Raw genomic sequence first — 20,629 nt, 5'->3', positions numbered from 1 at the left:
AGGTAACATTACTTAAAAAAGAATTAAGTCGATGTCAGCAAATTAAAAGGTTCTCTCTGGTAGCGATCGCATTCATGCTCATGAGTTCTCATCCAAGAAGCATTTTTCGCATTCATGCTCATGGGTTCTTATTTAAAAAGCATTTTAGGCATCAGCGTGAGTATCGCCCCGCCCCTTGTTGTAGCAGCTTGCGGCGATTTTCCCTAGCTTTTTACTCAGCTTCCCCAATCAACGTGTATGCAGCCCAAGCGCTGGGTTGGTTGGGATATTGTTTCATCGTCGTCAGCATCGCGCTTCGCAAAGCTTGTGCTTTATCGGAGTTTTGTTGCAGATTTTGATAAAATTCGGTCATCAACAAGGCAGAAGGATTATCGGGTATCGCCCACAAAGTGACGATGACACTGGGGACACCCGCAGTAATTAAAGAGCGAGACAATCCAATCACGCCATCGCCGGTTAGTTTACCTCGCCCAGTGTCGCAAGCACTCAAGACAACTAACTCGGCATTGAGCTTGAGATTGAGGATTTCGCTGGCGGTGAGCAACCCGTCATCTTGACCAGAAGGAGCCAGGGCGATCGCTCCTGGTACTCCGCTACGCTGAAAATCATCCAGCAAGCCGTGAGTCGCCAGATGAATCATCTTGGCTATGGGTAGCTTCTGAACAACTGCGGCTTCAGTGGCTTGTTTACCAGTAAGGGCTGTCGTGTTCAGGAGACGAGCAATCTCAATCGCTTCCTTCTCGGCACCCGGTAGGGGCGAAAGCGGTTGAGGCTTTTCCCCAATTTTGGAGGCAAGGCTGGGCATCGTAGGATTGCCAACCACTAGGACATCCTTAACTGACACTGGAACCCGTTGTCGTTGCTGACGGGTTAATGCCAGTACCTGAATTGAAGGAGCCGTGAGGATAGTGTGTTGTTCGATTAGGTATTTGTTATTGGCATTTTGGAGCGCAGCAAAGGGAACGAGGAACAGGGAGCGTTGAGGGATGAAGATGACACGGGCAGTAGGGTCAGTCGGCAGAAGGTCGGCAATGGGTTTAATTAGTAGTTGATGGAGTTGCTGTAATCGATTAATTTGGGTAGTTTCATCTAATCTAGCGATGAGGCTCAAGCCGCGACCTCTAACACCCATCGATTCACGACTGTTGACAACTAATTGTGGAAGCGTCGTATTTTGCTGCTGCCATAGAGGTTTGAGGTCAACACGACGGAACGATACTTCGCCAGAGGCTGGGATTACCCAAATGTAGAGTTCTGATTCGCGAGCTTCTTGTTTACCCTGAATCTTGAACTCGTCATAAATAATCGAATATTCAACCAGGGTAGCGTTTTGCTGTTTGGCGATTTGTTGAATTTGCTGGATGTCGGGTGGATTGGGAGAGACACTCGGTTGAGTAGAGGAAGGGGATGAGAAGCGTGTTGCCAGTAGCTCCACAAATGCCCTGGCACGACCACTTTCAGCAACTTCCAGAGCAGCAACGGGTTGATTTTGGGCAATCAGGACTTGTTGTAAATGGCGGTAGGTGCGAGCTTGTTCCTCAAAAATTGACACTTTGTAGGCATCATTGTCGCCCAATCGTTCTCGTAGAGATTTGTATACCTCAATTCCAGCGCGGAGGGTTTTTTCAGCTTCCCCTAGATTGCCCGACCTCTGGAGAGCAACTCCTAGATTGTTCAGAGAATTTCCCTCACCTAATCGGTCTTTGATTTCCCGTGCAATGGCTAAACGCTGCTGGTGATACTCAATTGCTTTGGCATAATCTCCTAAAGAAAAGTAAGCACTCCCCAGATTGCCCAGAGCTGTTCCCTCACCTTGGCGGTCTTTAATTTCCCGCGCGATGGCTAAACTTTGCTGGTGATACTCAATCGCTTTGGCATAATTTCCTAGGGCATCGTAAGCACTTCCCAGATTGCCCAGAGCATTCCCCTCACCTAATCGGTCTTTGATTTCCCGTGCAATAGCTAAACGCTGCTGGTAGTAATCAATCGCTTTGGCATAATCTCCTAGGACGTTGTAAGCAATTCCCAGATTGCCCAGAGATGTTCCCTCACCTTGGCGGTTTTTAATTTCCTGCGCAATAGTTAAATGCTGCTGGTGGTACTCAATCGCTTTGGCATAATCTCCTAAGGAAAAGTAAGTATTTCCCAGATTGCCCAGAGCATTCCCCTCACCTAATCGGTCTTTGATTTCCCGTGTAATAGCTAAACACTGCTGGTAGTAATCAATCGCTTTAGCATAATCTCCTAAGGAAAAGTAAGCGATTCCCAGATTGCCTAAGGCATTCCCCTCACCTTGACGGTCTTTGATTTCCTGCGCAATAGTTAAATGCTGCTGGTAGTACTCAATCGCTTTGGCATAATCTCCTAAGGAAAAGTAAGCAATTCCCAGATTGCCCAGAGATGTTCCCTCACCTTGGCGGTCTTTGATTTCCTGCGCAATAGCTAAACGCTGCTGGTAGTACTCAATCGCTTTGGTGTAATCTCCTAGGACATTGTAAGCAATTCCCAGATTGTTCAGAGCCTTCCCCTCACCTTGGCGGTCTTTGATTTCCTGCGCAATAGTTAAATGCTGCTGGTAGTACTCAATCGCTTTGGCATAATTTCCTAGGACATCGTAAGCAAGTCCCAGATTCCCCAGAGCATTTCCCTCACCTTGGCGGTCTTTGATTTCCCGCGCAATGGCTAAACTCTGCTGCTGATACTCAATCGCTTTGGCGTAATCTCCTAGGTTATAGTAAGCAAGTCCAATATTGCCAAGAGCCTTCCCTTCACCTTGACGGTCTTGGATTTCCCGATAGAGACTTAGTGCCTGTTGCCAAAACTGTAATGCCGCCTCAAATTGACTGGTTAAATACTGCTCCTTGCCTTGGTCTAGCAGTCGGTCTGCTTCCGTTTTCCGGGCATCTGGTATTTGCGCTAACGCCTGTGTTGTGGGAAATAGCGCTGGAAAATTAGGCACGAACGGTGTTGCAGTAGTTGTCAAAAGAGCGATCGCGCTGAGGAGTCTGATTTGGAAACGCACAGTTATTAGGGGAGAAGGTGCAAGGATGCGATCGCTGTTTTAACCTACGACAATTAGGCGCGTCTAGTTATCGGTTGATGCGAGAGCATCATCGCCAGAATCAAGAATGCGATCGCAGCAGCAACAGACGCTATCTGATTGTTTTCGGGTTATTCAGCTTCCCCAATCAACGTGTATGCAGCCCAAGCGTTAGGTTGGTTGGGATATTGTTTCATCGTCGTCAGCATCGCACTTCGCAAAGCTTGCGCTTTATCGGAGTTTTGTTGCAGATTTTGATAAAATTCGGTCATCAACAAGGCAGAAGGATTATCGGGTATCGCCCACAAAGTGACGATGACACTGGGGACACCCGCAGTAATTAAAGAGCGAGACAATCCAATCACGCCATCGCCAGTCAGCTTACCTCGCCCAGTGTCGCAAGCACTCAAGACAACTAACTCGGCATTGAGCTTGAGATTGAGGATTTCGCTGGCGGTGAGCAACCCGTCATCTTGACTAGAAGGAGCCAGCGCGATCGCTCCCGGTACTCCGCTACGCTGAAAATCATCCAGCAACCCGTGAGTCGCAAGATGAATCATTTTTGCTTTAGACATTTGCTGGACAACCGCAGATTCATTGGCAGAGTTGCCAATGAGAGCTTTGGTATTAAGTAGAGTAGCGATCGCTAAAGCTTCCCGTTCCGCACCAGGGAGGGTTGACAATTTTTGAGGCGATTCTCCCCGCTTAAGAGAAACACTGGGCATATTGGGATTGCCAACCACTAGCACATTCGGGTTTTGTCGAGAGGCTAAACTTCGAGTCTCTACACGTTGTTTTTGCTGACGGGTTAAATCCAGTACCTGAATCGAGGGTGCAGTCAGGATGGTGTGATGTTCAATTAAGTATTTGCCAGAACGGTCTTGCAGAGCGGCAAAGGGAACCAAAAATAAAGATGTTTGAGGAATAAAAACAACACGGGCATTTGCCTCTTTTGGCAACAGATCGGTAATTGGTTGAATCAGTAGCTGATGAAGTTGTTGTAATTGTTTGGCTTGACTTGTTTCATCTACTTTGCTAACAACACTCAACCCGCGACCTCTGACACCAATTGATTCTCGACTATTGACAACAAGATTTGCCAGGTCTGTATTCTGTTGCTGCCACAGAGGTTTAAGGTTAGAGGAGCGAAAACTCACTTCACCTGTGGGCTTGACGACCCAAATATAGAGTTCTGATTCTTCGATTTGTTCTCGATTTTTTTCTTCTAAACTATCGACAATAATTGAATACTCAACCAGTGTGGCGTTTTGTTCTTTGGCGATTTGTTGAATTTTCTGAATGTTAGGGGGAGTAATGGTTGTTAGAGCATTGGGTGAAGCGACGCGCGTCATCAATAACTCCACAAATGCCCGCGCCCGACCCCGTTCGGCAATTTCCAACGCTTCATTTATTTTATTTTGGGCGATGAGGACTTGTTGCAGCAGACGGTAAGTTTTGGCTTGCTGTTCAAAAACTGACACCTTGTAAGTATCGTTATTCCCCAATTTTTGCCGAAGCGATTCCCAAATTTGAATTCCTGCGCTTAGGGTTTTTTCAGCTTCTGTAAGCTTGCCCGCTCGGCGAAGCGCCACTCCCAAATTGTTTAGCGCCGTTCCTTCGCCTTCAATGTCGCCAATTTGCCGCGCGATCGCGATCCGCTGCTGCTGATAATCAATTGCCTTGGCATAGTCGCCCAAGGAAGTGTAAGCATTGCCTAAATTTCCCAGTGCTGTTGCTTCCCCTAAGCGATCGCCAATTTGCCGCGCGATCGCGATTCGTTGTTGCAGATACTCAATTGCTTTGGGATAATCCTTCAAATCCATGTAAGCAACGCCTAGATTCCCCAGAACTTGCCCCTCTGCGTGACGCTCACCTAACTCTCGCGCCAGCGGTAAACGCTGTTGATAGTAATTAATAGCTCGTGGATAGTCGCCTAGAGAATCGTAGGCGATGCCCAAATTATTCAGAGAGGCACCTTCCCCAGAGCGATCGCCAAGTTCTCGCGCGATCGCTAAACTCTGTTGATGGAAATCAATCGCTTTGACATAATTTCCCAGGGAATAGAAGACAATCCCTATATTTCCCAGAGCGCCTTGTTCTCCGGAGCGATCGCGGATTTCTCGCGCAATCGTTAAACGTTGCTCAGAGTAATCAATTGCTTTGGCATAATCGCCCAAATGATGATGAACAATGCCCAAATTATTTAGAACGTATGACTCTCCCTTGCGATTGCCGAGGGAACGATCCACAGCTAAACTTTGTTGATAGAACTCAATCGCTCGTGTATAGTCACCCAACGATCGATAAGCTTCTCCCAAATTGTTAAGAACCGCCCCCTCTCCCTTGCGATCGGCGATTTCTTGGTAAATCTTCAATGCTTCTTGTCCAGACTGTAAGGAAGCTCTAAATTGACCCTTCTTTTGCTGCTCAATCCCTTGCTCTAGAAACCGATCGGCTTCGGCTTCTCGCTCAGCGGGGGTTTGAGCCAACGCCTGAGAATTTTGGATGGCGCTAGAAAATTTTGAATTTTGGATGAATTGCCAATTTACACTTGGAAATCCCAAATCGAAACTCAGAATAGTAGCCAGGAAGGTGATGAAGGCGCGGAGTCCGATTTGAGAGCGCATAGCGGTTTTTCGAGAAATGTGCAAGCGACATCTACTCTCTTAGCCCACACGGAAAAGGCGCGTCTATAGCACTTCTCTTGGACTCCTAAAAAACGAACCGCACAGAACACTCCAGAAACAGAAGTGTCAAGGAGCGATCGCCTCGCCATCGGTTTGTGACGCCAGAAGAATCATTAAATGGGTACAGTGGCGATCTGGGTAGAGTAGCGATCGCTTCGTTTGCTAGTTTTATCTGGCTGAGTTTTAATCTCAGGTGATACGTCGGCAGCTAGAGGTTACAAAAAGCAAACTTGCTTAACTTGAATACTAGGAGACGACACGTAGTTAAGGAAGTATTGGTCAAATGAAATTTAAAACCCAGTGGCTGATTGGCATCCTGGGATTAACTGCCCTCATCAGTTCCCCAGCCGTAGCTCAAAACACACCGTTACAAGACTTTTTCAATGGTCTCCCCCCATATACGGGGGACGACGTTATTGAACCCCGCAACCCGACTGGAAATCGGGAAACCTCTAACGATGATAGCGAGGTTCGGGAATCAACTCAGAATGCGACACCGGCAACCAATCGCAACTTAACAGAACCAGAAAACAACAATCCTAATCAGTCGGAAAGCCAGTTACAAAGAGATGCAAGACCCACGAACCAGCCCTACCAACCAGGTTCACTAAGGTAGTCATGCAAGTTCTAATAACGCCCTCATCTTTTATTTACTCTAGGTAAGGGTTGAGGGCTTATATTTTTATAATTGCATTTTTTACACAACTGATTCCCCTAACTTTCTCTTAATCAAGGAAGTTAGGGGAATTGTTTGTTGCACAGAGGTTTAGATTCACGACTTTTCTAAGCAGCCGCGAATTTCGTCTTTCCAAATTATTTACAACTTCTATATTTCCTATTGTTTTAGAGGTAATCATCTCTATTAGCAATGCCAGCAAAACTTGTTCTTGACGATATCAAAATATTCTTTGATGCTGAAAAAATACTTAAAGGAGTACAATCACGTCTTTCCCGTTGCCGGTTCTATCTGAACTAATTTTTTTGTTCAAGTTTTACAGAAGTCACTAAAGGATATAAACTGGAAACTTCGTTTAATTTTGGTGGTTATATAGACTACAGGTAGCTGTAGTTGAGGAGGTATTGGTTAAATGAAACCTCAAACTCAAGGGTTAATCTGCATCATTGGATTAAGTGCCTTTATCAGTTCACCAGCCGTGGCTCAAACCTATCGGCTTGAAAAATTCTTCAATGGCACTCCCCCCTACGATGGTGACAGCCTTAACAGTGCCCGAAATCCTATAGGAGATATGGAAGCCTTTATCTATCAGGAGGCTAAACCGATTATTACGATTGAGTTTGAAGCAGGAGATGAAGCGCCTTCTGAAACACCTGCTGAGACTCCAGAAGAACCACAAAATCAAATCCCTGCTGATGAGACTCCTGCGGAAGTCCCAGAACCAACGCCTGCTGAGATTCCAGAAGAACCACAAAATCAAATCCCTGCTGAGACTCCTGCGGAAGTCCCAGAACCAACGCCTGCTGAGACTCCGGAAGAACCCCAAAATCAAATCCCCGCTGAGACTCCTGCGGAAATCCCAGAACCAACGCCTGCTGAGAGTCCAGACGACAACAACGAAGAGCCAAAACGAGAGATCATTTGGGAAGCAGAACCAAGGAACCCCCAGCCAAACCAGGGTAACTAATGTAAGGCAAGCTGAATTGATATATGAAATATTGGCAATGGGAATAGGTAATAGGGAATGAATCGTCATGAATTTCCTATTACCCATTAACAATTACCGATTTGTTAACTCGGTGTCAGCATAATTAGCTGTCGTTCCAAGAGCGATCGCACAAGATCCAACTCCAACGAAACAGTCGCCAAAATTTCTTTTACGCTTCGACGTTTTTCTGAGTTAACATCACACGCTTGCAAAAATTCAAACTCTCCCTCTGACAAATTGACAATCTGATAATCGTAGTTAAACAGACAGCGGCTAGGCCATCCATCCATGCAGGGGTTTCGGGCTGGAATAGCTGCCAACAGCGCCTCATCCGATGACCAATCTGCTTTGGATAGGGGAGGACGTGCCAGGAAAAATTCGTAGTGAGTGACCGCTTCTGGGTCTAATAATTCGATTAAACGATAACGTTCGCGATCGCTTAATTTTTTTGCCCGTTCGAGCAAGTCTGGATTTTTCCCCAAGAGTCGCTCTAATTCCCAGTTTTTGGGATTAGAAAAACCAACAAAATCCAAACCTGAAGCATCAATGAGTTCAAAAAGAGTGTCGATGTTGTAGTCGATTTCCTGGGGATGAACGTACATATCTGCAAAACACTCATCCCGCTGATTTTCTAAAGACCAGCGCTCTTTTTCTCGCTTGACCAGTCGATTATTTTCTGGCAAAGCGGCAAATATTTGACGCCCCACCTGAACGCCATCGCGGTAGTCGCCTCGCCGTTCGCCTTGAAGCAGTGCGATCGCTTTTTGCATCAACTGGATTTCCCAGCGCCCCAGCTCAGCATAAACGAAAATATGCATCAAGCCTCCCGGCGCTAACTTCGCCGCCAAGGATTGAATTCCCCGAATCGGATCGGGCAAATGATGCAAAACCCCAACACAATTGATTAAATCAAACTCACCCGGTAGTTCCTGCGCGTCATACAAGCTCTTGTGATGAAACTCGACGCGATTTGCCCCGGAACGGCGACAACGCTCTCGTGCCACTTCCAAAGCGCCCGAACTCAAATCAATTCCCACCACTTGAGCAGCCGGATTGAGGTGAACCAGGTACTCTGTTCCTACACCCGTGCCACATCCGGCATCTAAAATGCGGACATCCTGCTTTTGGGGTGTTTGATTGGTGCAAAAGTGATAAGCAGCTAGCCAATTCCAGCGCCAGTTGTAGCCGGGAGGCGGACTATCCAGCAGAGGTTCTGGTGGAAAAGGGTAAGTATCGTAAAGTCGTTGGACGGCGGAACTGATATCCTGCCTGATTTCCATATCACGTTAAAGGGTAAAGTTAGAGATGTCCGGGCAGGTCATCTGTAGCTAGACGGCGTCTTAAGTAACAAAACTTATCGCTCTTCTCAGGGAATCTGCCGCCATTTAGTATTATGACCTTGTGAACACCTAGATAGGGTTCTACACACTTTTTAACAAACCAGTCTGAGAAGCCCGAAAAGTTTTAATCTAAAAACTGAGCTGATTAACCCCAGGCAGTTAAAGGATAAAGGCTCAAAGATGAACGCTGAGATGTTGAAGGCGCAAGAATGAAGTTGATAAGCCATAAGCCGTAGGGAAAAAGCCACTTTCTCCGGGTCAGTCGCTCCCGTGGCGGTTGGTTAACTTTAATCCCTCAACCTTCACAATTCATCATTCATCAGTGGCACTCTGGTCATGTTTAACGCAGTGACGATTTAGATAGGGAGCTTTTGAGATCCAATGAGTGTTAAGGCAAGTGGTGGAAGCTCAGTTGCGCGTCCGCAACTATATCAAACAGTACCAGTTGCAACTATTTCGCAAGCGGAACAACAAGACCGCTTCTTAGGGAGAGGTGAGCTGGATGAACTGAAGAGCTATTTCAGTTCCGGCAGCAAGCGTCTTGAGATTGCTCAAACGCTCACCCAAAATGCAGACCTGATTGTGTCCCGTGCTGCCAACCGCATTTTCGTCGGGGGTTCCCCGATGGCTTTCTTAGAGAAGCCTCGCGAACCCGAATTGGTGACGGCTAACGTTCCGGATGTCAAACAAGGGATGGCGCTGGGAAATGTCACCTATGTGGAAAGCAGCGGTGGCTTTTTGCAGGGGTTGCGATCGCTCTTCAGCGCAGGCGGTGGCGGTCCTACCCCAGCTGGTTTCCGACCGATCAACGTTGCCCGCTACGGTCCGGGCAATATGCAGAAGTCGTTGCGGGACTTATCCTGGTTCTTGCGCTACCTGACCTACGCAATTGTTGCCGGAGACCCCAATATCATCGCGGTTAACACGCGGGGTTTGCGGGAAATCATCGAAAATGCTTGCTCCGGCGAAGCGACAATTGTGGCGTTGCAAGAAATGCGGGCAGCCGCCTTGGGTTATTTCCGGCGCGACGAGGAAGGGACAACGATTGTCAACCAGTACTTTGAAGTGCTGATTAGCGAATTCCGCGCCCCCACCCCCTCCGACAAAGTGCGGCAGCGTCCTTCTGGCGATCAGCAAGGTCTGCAACTGCCCCAAATTTACTTCAATTCAGCCGAGCGGCGTCCCAAGTACGCCATGAAGCCCGGTTTGTCATCTTCGGAAAAGCAAGAAATCATCAAAGCCGCCTATCGGCAAGTCTTTGAGCGCGATATTACTCGCGCTTACAGCCTTGGCATCTCTGACTTAGAATCTAAGGTCAGAAATGGCGACATCTCGATGAAAGAATTTATCCGCCGCTTGGGTAAATCTACTCTTTACCGCAAAAACTTCTACGAGCCATATATCAACAGTCGCGCTCTGGAACTGGCATTCCGTCACTTCCTGGGTCGTGGCCCATCCAGCCGTGAAGAAGTCCAAGAATACTTCTCCATCGTTTCCAGCAAAGGTCTACCCGGTCTCGTTGATGCCCTGGTGGATTCTAAGGAATATTCCGACTACTTCGGCGAAGAAACCGTGCCCTACATCCGGGGTTTGGGTCAAGAAGCGCAGGAGTGTCGCAACTGGGGACCGCAGCAAGATTTGTTGAACTACAGCGCGCCTTTCCGCAAGGTACCGCAGTTCCTCACCACATTTGCTGCTTATGAGCGACCGCTGCCCGACCAACATCCGTATGGTTCCGGCAACGACCCCTTGGAAATTCAGTTTGGGGCAATCTTCCCTAAAGAAACCAAAAATCCCAACACCCGTCCTGCTCCGTTTGGTAAAGATACTCGTCGCATCCTGATCCGCCAAGGCCCAGGAATTGACAACCAACTGAGCAACCCAGCAGCTCGTCCCAAAGCTCCGGGTTCCTTGGGTCCGAAGGTGTTTAAACTGGATCAACTCCCCGGCCCAGGTGGGAACGGCGGCACATCCTTCAAACGGTATGTGAAGAATTCCAGCGTTAAATACTCCGAAAGTTCCACCCAAGCGGTGATTAAGGCAGCCTACCTGCAAGTATTCGGGCGGGATGTCTATGAAGGTCAGCGCCTCAAAGTGGCGGAAATCAAGCTGGAGAACGGCGAAACCACAGTGCGGGAGTTCATCCGCGCTCTGGCTAAGTCTGACTTGTTCCGCAAGTTGTACTGGACTTCGCTGTACGTTACCAAGTCGATTGAATACATCCACCGCCGTCTGTTGGGTCGTCCCACCTATGGACGTCAGGAAACTAACAAGTATTTTGATATTTGCGCCAAAAAAGGCTTCTACGCCCTGGTTGACGCGATTATCGATAGCCCCGAATACAGCGAGTCATTTGGGGAAGATACGATTCCTTACGAGCGCTATCTGACACCAGCTGGAGTCAGCTTGCGTAGCCTTCGGATTGGCAGCATTGCCGACACAGCTCTGAAAATTGAGAAGCAAGAAACCCCTCGTTTTGTGGAACTCGGTCAAGTCACGCAGCTGCGGACAGAACCCGACATTCAATTCCGCATCAACCAGGGTGTCAGCAAGAAGCGCGAGCAAACCAAGGTCTTTAAGCTGACAGAAACCAACGACAAAGCGTTGGTGCAAAACACAATCCGGGCAGCATACCGGCAAATTTTCGAGCGCGATATTGAACCCTATATCGTGAAGAACCAATTCAGCGACTTTGAAAGCAAGCTGCGGAATGGTGAAATCAACCTCAAGGAATTTATTGAGGCGTTGGGAGGTTCAGACCTCTACATCAAAGAGTTCTATACTCCCTACCCGAACACTAAGGTGATCGAGTTGGGTACGAAGCACTTCTTGGGACGGGCACCCCTAGACCAAGTAGAAATTCGCAAGTATAACCAGATCCTTGCATCTGAAGGGCTTCGGGGCTTTGTGGGCGCAATGGTAAATAGCCCAGAGTATGCCCAGGCGTTCGGAGAAGATACGGTGCCTTACAACCGCTTCCCGACCCTGCCAGCGGCAAACTTCCCGAATACCGAGAAGCTGTATAACCAACTGACCAAGCAGAATGATGACTTGGTGGTTCCCAGCTTCAAGCCGGTGCAGTCGCGCATGGATGTGGCGAAGATGCCGCTGATGGGTAAAGCGATCGCAGATATCGCTGCAAAAGCTCGTCAGCGCGACATGAGTAAGCCGCTGTTTATCGAGTTGGGTCGTTCCTTTACCAACGGTGACGGGCAATCCGTTGAAGTTGGAGTTGGGACATCGCGGCGTAAGCCTGCTCGAATTTACCGGATGAACCCAGGAATGAACCAGGGTGAATCTGCACAGGTGATTAATGCCATCTACTGTCAGGTGATGGATATCTTCAGCGGTCAAGTTCCTGGGGAACTGCGCCGTTCGGATCTCGATAGCAGACTCCGCAACGGTGAAATCTCGGTGCGCGAGTTGGTGAAGAGTCTGGCGAGTTCCGAGATCTATCGCCGTCGCTTCTATGCCCCCTATCCCAACACCAAGGTGATTGAGTTCCTGTTCCGGCACCTGCTGGGACGCGCACCCGCGACCCAAGGTGAAATCCGGCAGTACAACAAACTGCTGGCAGATAGCGGCTTGAAGGCGGCTGTAGAGGCAATGGTGGATAGTCCTGAGTATGCCCGTTACTTCGGCGAGGATGTGGTGCCTTACAACCGCTTCCCGTCACTGCCAGCGGGTAATTATCTGGGCAGTGTGAAAGCAGCAGCTGACTTGGTGAAACAATCCTGGTCAGATATGTCGCCTTCCTACATCGGTAATCGCTTGAGCCGATAAATCCGAGAGTCGGGAATGGGGAATGGGTGATTTTGATGACCCGTTCCCCATTCCTAATGAATCGGAAGTTTTGCTCTGTGCTCTGGATGACGCGGGGAGTTTATCGAAACGCAGAAGCGCTCCAGAAACCAAAGAAATAGAGATAGAAGAGGCGATCGCTATCTTGTCGATCATCCTCCAATGAGATAGATTCTTCGGGTCAAATTCCCCCAATAACCGCACTGCAAAACCTTGTCCAACTGCATTGTGGTAAAGTGGCTCATCTAGTGTCCACAACTTGAATCCCTTAAAGTTTCTGCTAAAGCTGAATCAGCAGAACAGATTAGGGCATGGAATGGGCGATCGCATTTTTATGGAGCTGCGAAGATGTGGAGGACAAGGGGGAAGAGAAGGTGATTGATGCTCAGGGGTGCAAAAATTCAAAAATCCTGACAGCGATCGCTACCCTCCCAAGCAAGCGATCGCTCTTTGATGACCAACTGACCCCACCGAGACCCGCTGCGATCGCCCTCAAAGCCCCAAAATGAGGAACAATATTAAAAAGTGTTAAGAAGAGACCTGGAATGTGAACAGAATGCCGCAAAATTATTTGCGGAAGGTAGCTGAGTCCCAGGCAGTGTGTACGGATGGTTACACTGAAAAATGCTAAAGATACCGAACAAGTATTCTTGTAGCAGTGACAGGCTTCCACATTCCTTGGCGAATGCCAGTTTCAAACCATCTGGTAAAACTTTTCTTTTGATTGGAGGAATCCACAAATGAGTATCGTCACGAAATCCATCGTGAATGCTGATGCCGAGGCTCGTTATCTTAGCCCAGGCGAACTAGACCGGATCAAGAACTTTGTGACCTCCGGTGAGCGTCGCCTCCGGATTGCCCAAACGTTGACCGACTCTCGCGAGCGCATCGTCAAGCAAGCTGGCGACCAGTTGTTCCAAAAGCGTCCTGATATTGTTTCTCCCGGTGGCAACGCTTACGGTGAAGAAATGACCGCTACCTGCCTGCGGGATATGGACTACTACCTACGCCTGATCACCTACGGAGTCGTTGCTGGTGATGTCACCCCGATTGAAGAAATCGGTTTGGTTGGCGTTCGTGAAATGTACAAGTCTCTGGGTACCCCGGTTGACGCAGTTGCTGAAGGCGTTCGCGCTATGAAGAATGCTGCTTCCTCCATGATGTCTGGCGAAGATGCTTCTGAAGCAGGCGCTTACTTCGACTACGTGATTGGTGCCATGCAGTAGGGTGTTTCCCTTCCCCTGCTAAGGATTAGAACCTGACTACGTAAGATAAGGAAACAAGAAAAATGCAAGACGCAATTACTGCTGTTATCAATTCCTCTGACGTTCAAGGTAAATACCTTGATACTGGTGCTTTGGAAAAGCTCAAGGGCTATTTCAACACTGGCGAACTACGCGTTCGTGCAGCAACCACCATTAGCGCTAATGCCGCCACCATCGTTAAGGAAGCGGTTGCTAAGTCCCTGTTGTACTCTGACATCACCCGTCCCGGTGGCAACATGTACACCACCCGTCGCTATGCTGCTTGCATCCGCGACTTGGACTACTACCTCCGCTATTCCACCTATGCCATGCTAGCTGGCGACCCATCCATCTTGGATGAGCGCGTGCTGAACGGTCTGAAAGAAACCTACAACTCCTTGGGTGTTCCCATCTCCGCTACTGTGCAATCTATCCAAGCCATGAAAGAAGTTACCGCCAGCTTGGTGGGTGCTGATGCTGGTAAGGAAATGGGCGTTTATTTAGACTACATCTGCTCTGGCTTGAGCTAAGCGTAAGCGCTCGTTCATCGCTTAAGTTTTAAGCGACTGCGTTTTGTCTGGTGAAGTCTGGGAAGTCTGGAGTGAATGCTAGCTCGTCAAAGGCTTGTCGAATTAAGTTGATAAGTTTTAGCGGTCTAGTATTGACTCTTGACTCCCAGCCTTCGGTGTCTTAATTAGATACGCCAATCCAAAGATTGATTGAGATCAAAAATTTCCTCACCACCTGACTAGGAGAAATTAACCATGCGGATGTTTAAAATTACTGCCTGTGTTCCCAGCCAGACCCGTATCCGGACTCAGCGGGAATTGCAAAACACTTATTTCACGAAACTCGTTCCCTACGAAAATTGGTTTCGCGAACAGCAGCGGATTATGAAAATGGGTGGAAAAATCGTTAAGGTTGAGCTGGCTACTGGTAAGCCAGGAGTAAATACTGGTCTACTTTAATTTGCGGAAATAGGCTTGTTTACGGAATTTTCAACATTTAGATAAGATTCAAATGCAAAGAGGTCTTAAGGACCTCTTTTTTTGTGGCTCAATAGCCGCTTTCGATAGCAATTCGTTTTATTAGGCTACACTTCGATTCCCGAAGCTCCCTTTTTCAGCAGACGCCTAGAGCGATTCTGTTGCTAGTAATTTGTGAATCATATAAGAACTAGATTAAAAAGAACGACTAAAGTTTGCTAGTTAAGCATTTATTGACTTCTTGTCAAGGATTTTTCCGGAATTTCTGTTAAGCCAAATTCTTTTAGAACTCAGCGCTGTGTTCGTAATCCAGGCATTCTTCCTCGCTCTCTTCTCTCCAAGTTCTACCGCTTGTCTCACATCGATGCTGCTCGCCTATCCAAGGTATCACCACTGGATGTGTAGATGAGTAGAGTGAAGATGAGCTGACGAGAGCTAATAGGATGGAGGCGATGCCGATAAATCCTGCCAACACCAGGACAGTCAGCACCGTTACATTGAGAGGATGAGTTTTGACCTGCATTTCTAAGTAATCTCGCTCAACTTTATAGGAAATAGGGAATCGTCTCTGTAGTCTTGGGGGCTAATTGAGCTTTTTCAGCTTGTTCAATCCAAACTCTAAGTGGTCTGCGTGATTATACGTAATAGGGGCGATAGATATTACGAAGTAATAAGGTCGCGTTTTTACTTAAACCACTGAAATTTAGAATTTTGATTCGGTAATCATACGGTTAAGTTCAATACAAAGATCGTCAGTGAAGCAATCTTCTTGAAAGCTTTAATTTAGAGGGTAGATTAATAAATTTTTGATTTAGAAAGCGATCGCCTGATGCCGTTAGATGTCAGAAAGATTTATAGAAAAGCAAAGAAAATCGGGAGCGGATGAACCGATATAGGGCAAAGCGCCTTATCATTTTGGTCGGTACCGCTGCTAATGTTGGGGAGCGAGCAGCACTCCGTGCATCCGCCAGAGCGATCGCTTTGTGATTCCCTGCCGCTGAATGTTACCTATACGCCAAGTCGCTGTGAATTTACGCCAGCTAATTCCTGTTTTTAATTCCTCTGCCCAGGATTGGGCAATAGATGCCAGATTGTTGCGGTGGCTCACCTTCCTCTGGCTGTTTATCGGGTTAGTCGTGCTATTTTCGGCGTCCTATCCCAGCGCAGATGCTGAGTTTGGAGATGGGATGTACTACTTCAAGCGCCAAATCATCTCAGTCATCCTGGGGCTAGTAGCATTTAACCTGGTGGTGAACTTCCCCCTACGTTCTGTTCTAGAAATCGCTGATTGGTTTGTCATACTCCTGTTGGGAGTGATTTTCATCACCCTGATTCCAGGAGTGGGAACCACCACCAATGGCGCAACCCGTTGGATAGCCTTGGGGCCATTTCCACTTCAACCCTCTGAGTTGATCAAGCCGTTCCTGGTGTTGCAAGGCGCTCGGATTTTTGGGCATTGGGACAGACTAACGTGGAAAGTCCGCTTGACCTGGCTGTTTATTTTTTGCTGCGTGCTTTTGGGAATTTTGCTACAGCCCAACTTAAGTACAACCGCACTTTGCGGGATGACTTTGTGGCTAATTGCACTTGCTGCTGGGTTGCCTTATTCCTACTTGGGAGGAACAGCGCTGGGCGGGGTGCTCTTGGCGACAATCAGTATCAGCGTGAAAGAATATCAGCGTCGTCGGATAATGTCTTTTTTGAATCCTTGGGCTGACCCCATGCAAGACGGATACCAGCTGATTCAAAGTTTGCTGGCAGTTGGTTCTGGCGGCACTTGGGGGTCTGGTTTTGGGCTATCGCAACAGAAGCTGTTTTATTTGCCGATTCAATACACCGATTTTATCTTTGCGGTGTACGCAGAAGAATTTGGCTTTGCAGGCAGTTTGCTGCTGCTGTTGCTGCTGATGGCTTATGCAGCGCTGGCGCTAATTGTGGCGATAAAGGCGCAAAATCCCATTCACCGGCTGGTGGCGATTGGAGCCATGATTTTGATGGTGGGGCAGTCACTACTAAATATTGGCGTTGCGACTGGTGTCCTACCTACTACGGGTTTGCCCTTGCCGCTGTTTAGTTATGGTGGCAATTCAATGATTGCGAGTTTGATTGCCGCTGGGCTGCTGATTCGCGTGGCGCGGGAAAGTAGCGAAGCAGAAATTGTGTCGCTGCAAGGACGTCGGTCTGCGGCTAGGCGGCGACGCCGAGAACAATAAGTTGTCTGTCATATATCTAAATTGCACAAATTGAAAGAGAGGTTTTAGGTGAGGATAATTTCCATTACCCACTACCAGAATTGACTGTGCCAGTTAAATGCTTTTCCCTGATGACGTTGACATTACATTGACTCGAACGAAGGCGTTTTCTGAAGATTCTGTCGAATCGGAATCGCTATGATGAATTCCGTACCCTCTCGGGGCGCTGAATTACACTGCATCTGTCCACCATGTTTGTCCACGACGATTTGATAGGTAAGGGACAACCCAACCTTCGTGCTTTTGCCATTCGTTTTCGGCGTAAAGAAGGGGTCAAACAGGTGAGGGCGGACTTCCTCCGCTATACCGGGGCCATTATCTATAATCTGAATCGTCACAAAGCCACGGTCAGTTACTTCGGTACAAATCCGAATGGTACTGCGGGAGAAGTGTATTTCTTCAGGCGATCGCTTATGGTCATACTCCTCCAAAGCATCAATCACACTCGACAGCACATTTATAAATGCCTGGTTCATTTGACCTGCATAACACTCTACAGGAGGCAGCTTGCCATACTCTTTAACGATCTGAATCCCCGGATAGTCAGCCTTGGATTTCAGCCGGTTGTTCAAAATTAGCAGAGTGCTGTCTAGCCCATCGTGAATGTTCACTGGCTTCATCTGAGCCTCATCCACGCGAGAGAAATTCCGCAATGACTGGACAATCTCGCGGATGCGCTCAGCCCCAATCTTCATCGAACCCAGTAGTTTTGGCAGGTCTTCAACCAGAAACTCCAGGTCAATTGCCTGAGCCTCCTCCAGGATAGTTGGCCCCGGATTGGTTAATTCCTTGGTATAAAGATTTAGCAGGTACAGCAGGTCTTGGGTATAGCGCTCTGCGTGAGTAATATTGCCGTAGATAAAGTTGACCGGGTTATTCATTTCATGAGCAACACCGGCGACTAACTGTCCTAAACTAGCCAGTTGTTCGCTTTGGATCAGTTGACCTTGAGTCTGTTGGAGTTGGCGAAAGGCGAGTTCTAGCTGATGCGCTTGTTCTCGATAGCGTGCCTCTGATTGTTGTAATATTGCTTCTGTAGAAATCCGCTCTTGAATCTCTTGTTTCAGCAGAGCATTAGAGTGGGAAAGTTCAAGGGTTCTTTCCTCTACCCGTTCTTCTAGTTCTTCTTTGAGCTGTAAGAGTGCTTTTTCTACCCTTGTACGTTCTTGAATTTCTTGTTCCAAAAGCACATTTTGTTCTTTCAGTTTCTTTGTTAAACTCTGCATACTCAGTTGGACAGTAATGCGAGCTAAAACTTCTTCATGCTGAAGTGGTTTAGTAATATAATCGACGGCTCCCAGGCTTAAACCTCTAACCTTATCTACCGTCTCGGAAAGCGCCGTCATAAAAATTACAGGGATATCTTTCGTTACTTGATTGGCTTTCAGTTGACGGCAAGTTTCAAACCCATCCATCCCCGGCATCAGTACATCTAATAAGATAAGATCCGGCAGGGCATATTCCCCCTTTTGAATCGCACTTTCGCCATCCCGGGCTACCAAAATCTTGAAGCCGGAATCCGCCAAAAAGTCGAACAAAACCCCTAAGTTTATGGGAGTATCATCAACGATTAAGATTATGCCTTTGTGGGGAATTTCTTCGCTCATTTATTTTCTCTATATTGTTTGATAAAATCCAAGATTTGTTTTTCTTCAAAGCCCTTAGCTAATTGACGTAAATGGTTGGTAAAGGGTATCCAGTCCTGATTCATCTGTTCCAGTTGAGCGGCTCGCTTGGCAATCCCTCTGAGGTCGCCCATCATTGCGAAATCGAAGAGTGCCGCGATTTCCTCTACAGGCGGAGGCACCATCGCTTTTGCGGAAGGCTCGCGGAATTCTTCATTTTTAATTTCTTCATAAATCCATGACAGCCCCAAATAACCGCGTAACTTTTCTAAAAGTTCCTGGTTTTGGATGGGTTTGGGCAGGAAATCGTTACAACCGGCTTGAAAGCTCTGTTGTTGATCGCAATCAAAAACGCTGGCTGAAGTCGCAATCACAACGACCTTTAAGTCGGGTGACTTTCTGATTCGACGAGTGGCTTCTAAGCCATTGAGGGCGGGCATCATTAAGTCCATCAAAATTACATGGGGTTGCCACTCCTGTGCTTTGGTTATACAGTCAAAACCATCAGTGGCTTCCATAATTTCAAACCCTAATGGCTCTAACATTTTTACTAGAATTGAGCGATTTTCCCATTGATCGTCGGCGATGAGGATTTTGCGCTTGTCGCCCAAGTAACCAATAATGGGGCGTTCATCTATTTGGGTGACATCTGCCCACTGGTCAACTAAGGGTAAATCTAAATCAAAGTAGAAAACGCTACCTTTACCTAAGATGCTGTTAACTTTGATTTCGCTGCCCATCATTTGCACTAATTGACGGCTGATTGCCAAGCCTAAGCCGGTGCCTTCGCTTTTGCGATCGCGCTCTCCGACTTGGTGGAAGGGTAAGAAGATTTCTTCTAATTGCTCTGGTGCCATACCGACGCCGGTATCTTCTACTTGAAACCGAAATGTTCCGTCTTGATAGCTGACTTGGAAGGTGACGCCGCCGGTGGTTGTAAATTTGATCGCGTTGCTAAGTAAGTTGATTAAGACTTGCCGCAAGCGTTTTTCATCGCCCTGGACTGCTAAAGGAAGTGGGGCGGTGGGTTGGTAAGTTAAGTAGATGTCTTTTTGTTGGGCACGAATGCGGCACAGTTCGACGATGCCTTCAAGGAATTGGGGAAAATGAAAGTGACTCAAGTGGAGTTCCATTTTCCGGGCTTCTATTTTGGAGAGGTCTAAGATGTCGTTGATCAGGGTTAATAGATGTTCGCCGCACTGGTGAATGACGCCTAAACCATCTTTTTGCGGCTCATTTAAGGTTTTGTCTCGTTTGAGGATTTGGGCATAGCCGAGGATGCCGTTGAGGGGGGTTCTCAGTTCATGGCTCATATTAGCGAGAAATTCGCTTTTGGCGCGGTTAGCGGACTGGGCTGTTTGTTCAGCTTTTCGGCGATCGCGTATTTCTTGTTGCAGCTTTAGCGTTCGCTTTTGAACTTTCGCTTCCAGCATCCGGTTGTAGTTTTCTAATTGCTCGTGGGAAAGTTTCAGTTGTATTTGCGATCGCTCTAGCGCTTCCTCAGCCCGCTGGCGCTCCAGTTCGGCGCTAACTCGTGCTGCAAAGAGGCTCATAATTGATTTTGCCCGTTGCTCCTGCACGAGGGGCTTATCATCGATAAAGCAAATATGACCAATTGGCTTACTGGATGTTGAATCTAAAAGGGCAACTCCCAGGAAACACTCTCCTCCCAAAGCCGCTAAAGCTTCGCCTTTGGGGAAGAATGACTGGACATTTTGGGGGTAACAACTGATCCCGTTATTTTCCGCCAGGGTTTCTTCTGTAAAAATGCTTTCGCAAGGAGTATGGACTAAGTCGTACTCAAAGTAGTCACCCAATTTGTCTGAATTCCAAAAGGAAAGCACTTTGGCTCGGACAGGTGTATCGTCCTCCCAGGCGGATGCTTCTGCCACGATAACGTAGCGAACTCCAAGCGCTGCGGCTAGATGCTGTGCAAACACCGGGTAGAAATCTTTGCCCGTAACTGAGGCGGTTCCGGCGATCAGATCCT

General features: G+C 47.7%; 14 protein-coding genes and 1 pseudogene. 9 read left to right on the top strand and 6 right to left on the bottom strand.

What is annotated here, in order from left to right:
* Positions 1–211 precede the first annotated feature (211 nt).
* Both NC996_RS04310 and NC996_RS04305 read right to left on the bottom strand, forming a co-directional pair.
* The gene (locus NC996_RS04310) at positions 212–2,959 is read right to left on the bottom strand and encodes a CHAT domain-containing tetratricopeptide repeat protein (RefSeq protein WP_348259978.1); all 2,748 of its coding nucleotides are present in this window, start codon (positions 2,957–2,959) and stop codon (positions 212–214) included.
* A 212-nt stretch (positions 2,960–3,171) separates the two neighbouring features.
* Positions 3,172–5,667 carry a CHAT domain-containing tetratricopeptide repeat protein gene (locus NC996_RS04305; RefSeq protein WP_190682317.1) on the bottom strand — a complete coding sequence of 832 codons (2,496 nt, stop codon included), beginning with the start codon at positions 5,665–5,667 and terminating at the stop codon, positions 3,172–3,174.
* A 343-nt stretch (positions 5,668–6,010) separates the two neighbouring features.
* On the opposite strand from NC996_RS04305, the gene NC996_RS04300 reads away from it, so the two are divergent.
* A complete protein-coding gene (locus NC996_RS04300) occupies positions 6,011–6,343 on the top strand; it encodes a hypothetical protein (protein ID WP_190435401.1) in 333 nt (110 codons plus the stop codon).
* A 472-nt stretch (positions 6,344–6,815) separates the two neighbouring features.
* Positions 6,816–7,370 carry a hypothetical protein gene (locus tag NC996_RS04295; protein ID WP_190435405.1) on the top strand — a complete coding sequence of 185 codons (555 nt, stop codon included), beginning with the start codon at positions 6,816–6,818 and terminating at the stop codon, positions 7,368–7,370.
* Between the two features lie 104 nt (positions 7,371–7,474).
* On the opposite strand, the gene NC996_RS04290 is transcribed toward NC996_RS04295, so the two are convergent.
* Complete coding sequence (locus tag NC996_RS04290) at positions 7,475–8,671, bottom strand: class I SAM-dependent methyltransferase (RefSeq protein WP_190682314.1); 1,197 nt, start codon at positions 8,669–8,671, stop codon at positions 7,475–7,477.
* 441 nt (positions 8,672–9,112) lie between these two features.
* On the opposite strand from NC996_RS04290, the gene NC996_RS04285 reads away from it, so the two are divergent.
* The 6 genes from NC996_RS04285 (at position 9,113) to NC996_RS04260 (ending at position 14,744) form a co-directional block, all read left to right on the top strand.
* Positions 9,113–12,514: a phycobilisome rod-core linker polypeptide gene (locus NC996_RS04285; protein WP_190682311.1), complete on the top strand. Its 3,402-nt coding sequence runs from the start codon at positions 9,113–9,115 to the stop codon at positions 12,512–12,514.
* Between the two features lie 22 nt (positions 12,515–12,536).
* A complete protein-coding gene (locus tag NC996_RS04280) occupies positions 12,537–12,698 on the top strand; it encodes a hypothetical protein (protein ID WP_190682308.1) in 162 nt (53 codons plus the stop codon).
* A gap of 145 nt (positions 12,699–12,843) precedes the next feature.
* A complete protein-coding gene (locus NC996_RS04275) occupies positions 12,844–13,041 on the top strand; it encodes a hypothetical protein (protein ID WP_190682306.1) in 198 nt (65 codons plus the stop codon).
* Positions 13,042–13,272: 231 nt separating this feature from the next.
* On the top strand, positions 13,273–13,758 hold the full coding sequence (gene apcA / locus NC996_RS04270) for an allophycocyanin subunit alpha (protein ID WP_190411195.1): 486 nt from the start codon (positions 13,273–13,275) through the stop codon (positions 13,756–13,758).
* 62 nt (positions 13,759–13,820) lie between these two features.
* Positions 13,821–14,306: an allophycocyanin subunit beta gene (gene apcB / locus NC996_RS04265; protein ID WP_190411194.1), complete on the top strand. Its 486-nt coding sequence runs from the start codon at positions 13,821–13,823 to the stop codon at positions 14,304–14,306.
* A 234-nt stretch (positions 14,307–14,540) separates the two neighbouring features.
* Positions 14,541–14,744 (top strand): phycobilisome linker polypeptide, encoded by a 204-nt coding sequence (locus NC996_RS04260; RefSeq protein ID WP_190411193.1) that lies wholly within the window; start codon positions 14,541–14,543, stop codon positions 14,742–14,744.
* 301 nt (positions 14,745–15,045) lie between these two features.
* On the opposite strand, the gene NC996_RS04255 is transcribed toward NC996_RS04260, so the two are convergent.
* The gene (locus NC996_RS04255) at positions 15,046–15,285 is read right to left on the bottom strand and encodes a hypothetical protein (protein ID WP_190411192.1); all 240 of its coding nucleotides are present in this window, start codon (positions 15,283–15,285) and stop codon (positions 15,046–15,048) included.
* A 502-nt stretch (positions 15,286–15,787) separates the two neighbouring features.
* On the opposite strand from NC996_RS04255, the gene NC996_RS04250 reads away from it, so the two are divergent.
* A complete protein-coding gene (locus tag NC996_RS04250) occupies positions 15,788–16,975 on the top strand; it encodes an FtsW/RodA/SpoVE family cell cycle protein (RefSeq protein ID WP_190411238.1) in 1,188 nt (395 codons plus the stop codon).
* Positions 16,976–17,097: 122 nt separating this feature from the next.
* Here the strand turns inward: NC996_RS04250 and NC996_RS04245 are convergent, their stop codons facing one another.
* Both NC996_RS04245 and NC996_RS04240 read right to left on the bottom strand, forming a co-directional pair.
* The gene (locus NC996_RS04245) at positions 17,098–18,621 is read right to left on the bottom strand and encodes a response regulator (protein WP_190682303.1); all 1,524 of its coding nucleotides are present in this window, start codon (positions 18,619–18,621) and stop codon (positions 17,098–17,100) included.
* Positions 18,618–20,090: pseudogene (locus NC996_RS04240) on the bottom strand (ATP-binding protein); the annotation flags it as partial. The pseudogene NC996_RS04240 and the gene NC996_RS04245, both read right to left, overlap by 4 nt.
* Positions 20,091–20,629 lie beyond the last annotated feature (539 nt).

Origin of the sequence: Trichocoleus sp. ST-U2 (genome assembly GCF_039961875.1) — a bacterium.
Classification (GTDB): domain Bacteria; phylum Cyanobacteriota; class Cyanobacteriia; order Cyanobacteriales; family FACHB-T130; genus FACHB-T130.
The sequence above is the reverse complement of the archived record's forward strand: the minus strand, read 5'-3'. Positions and strand labels throughout refer to the sequence as shown.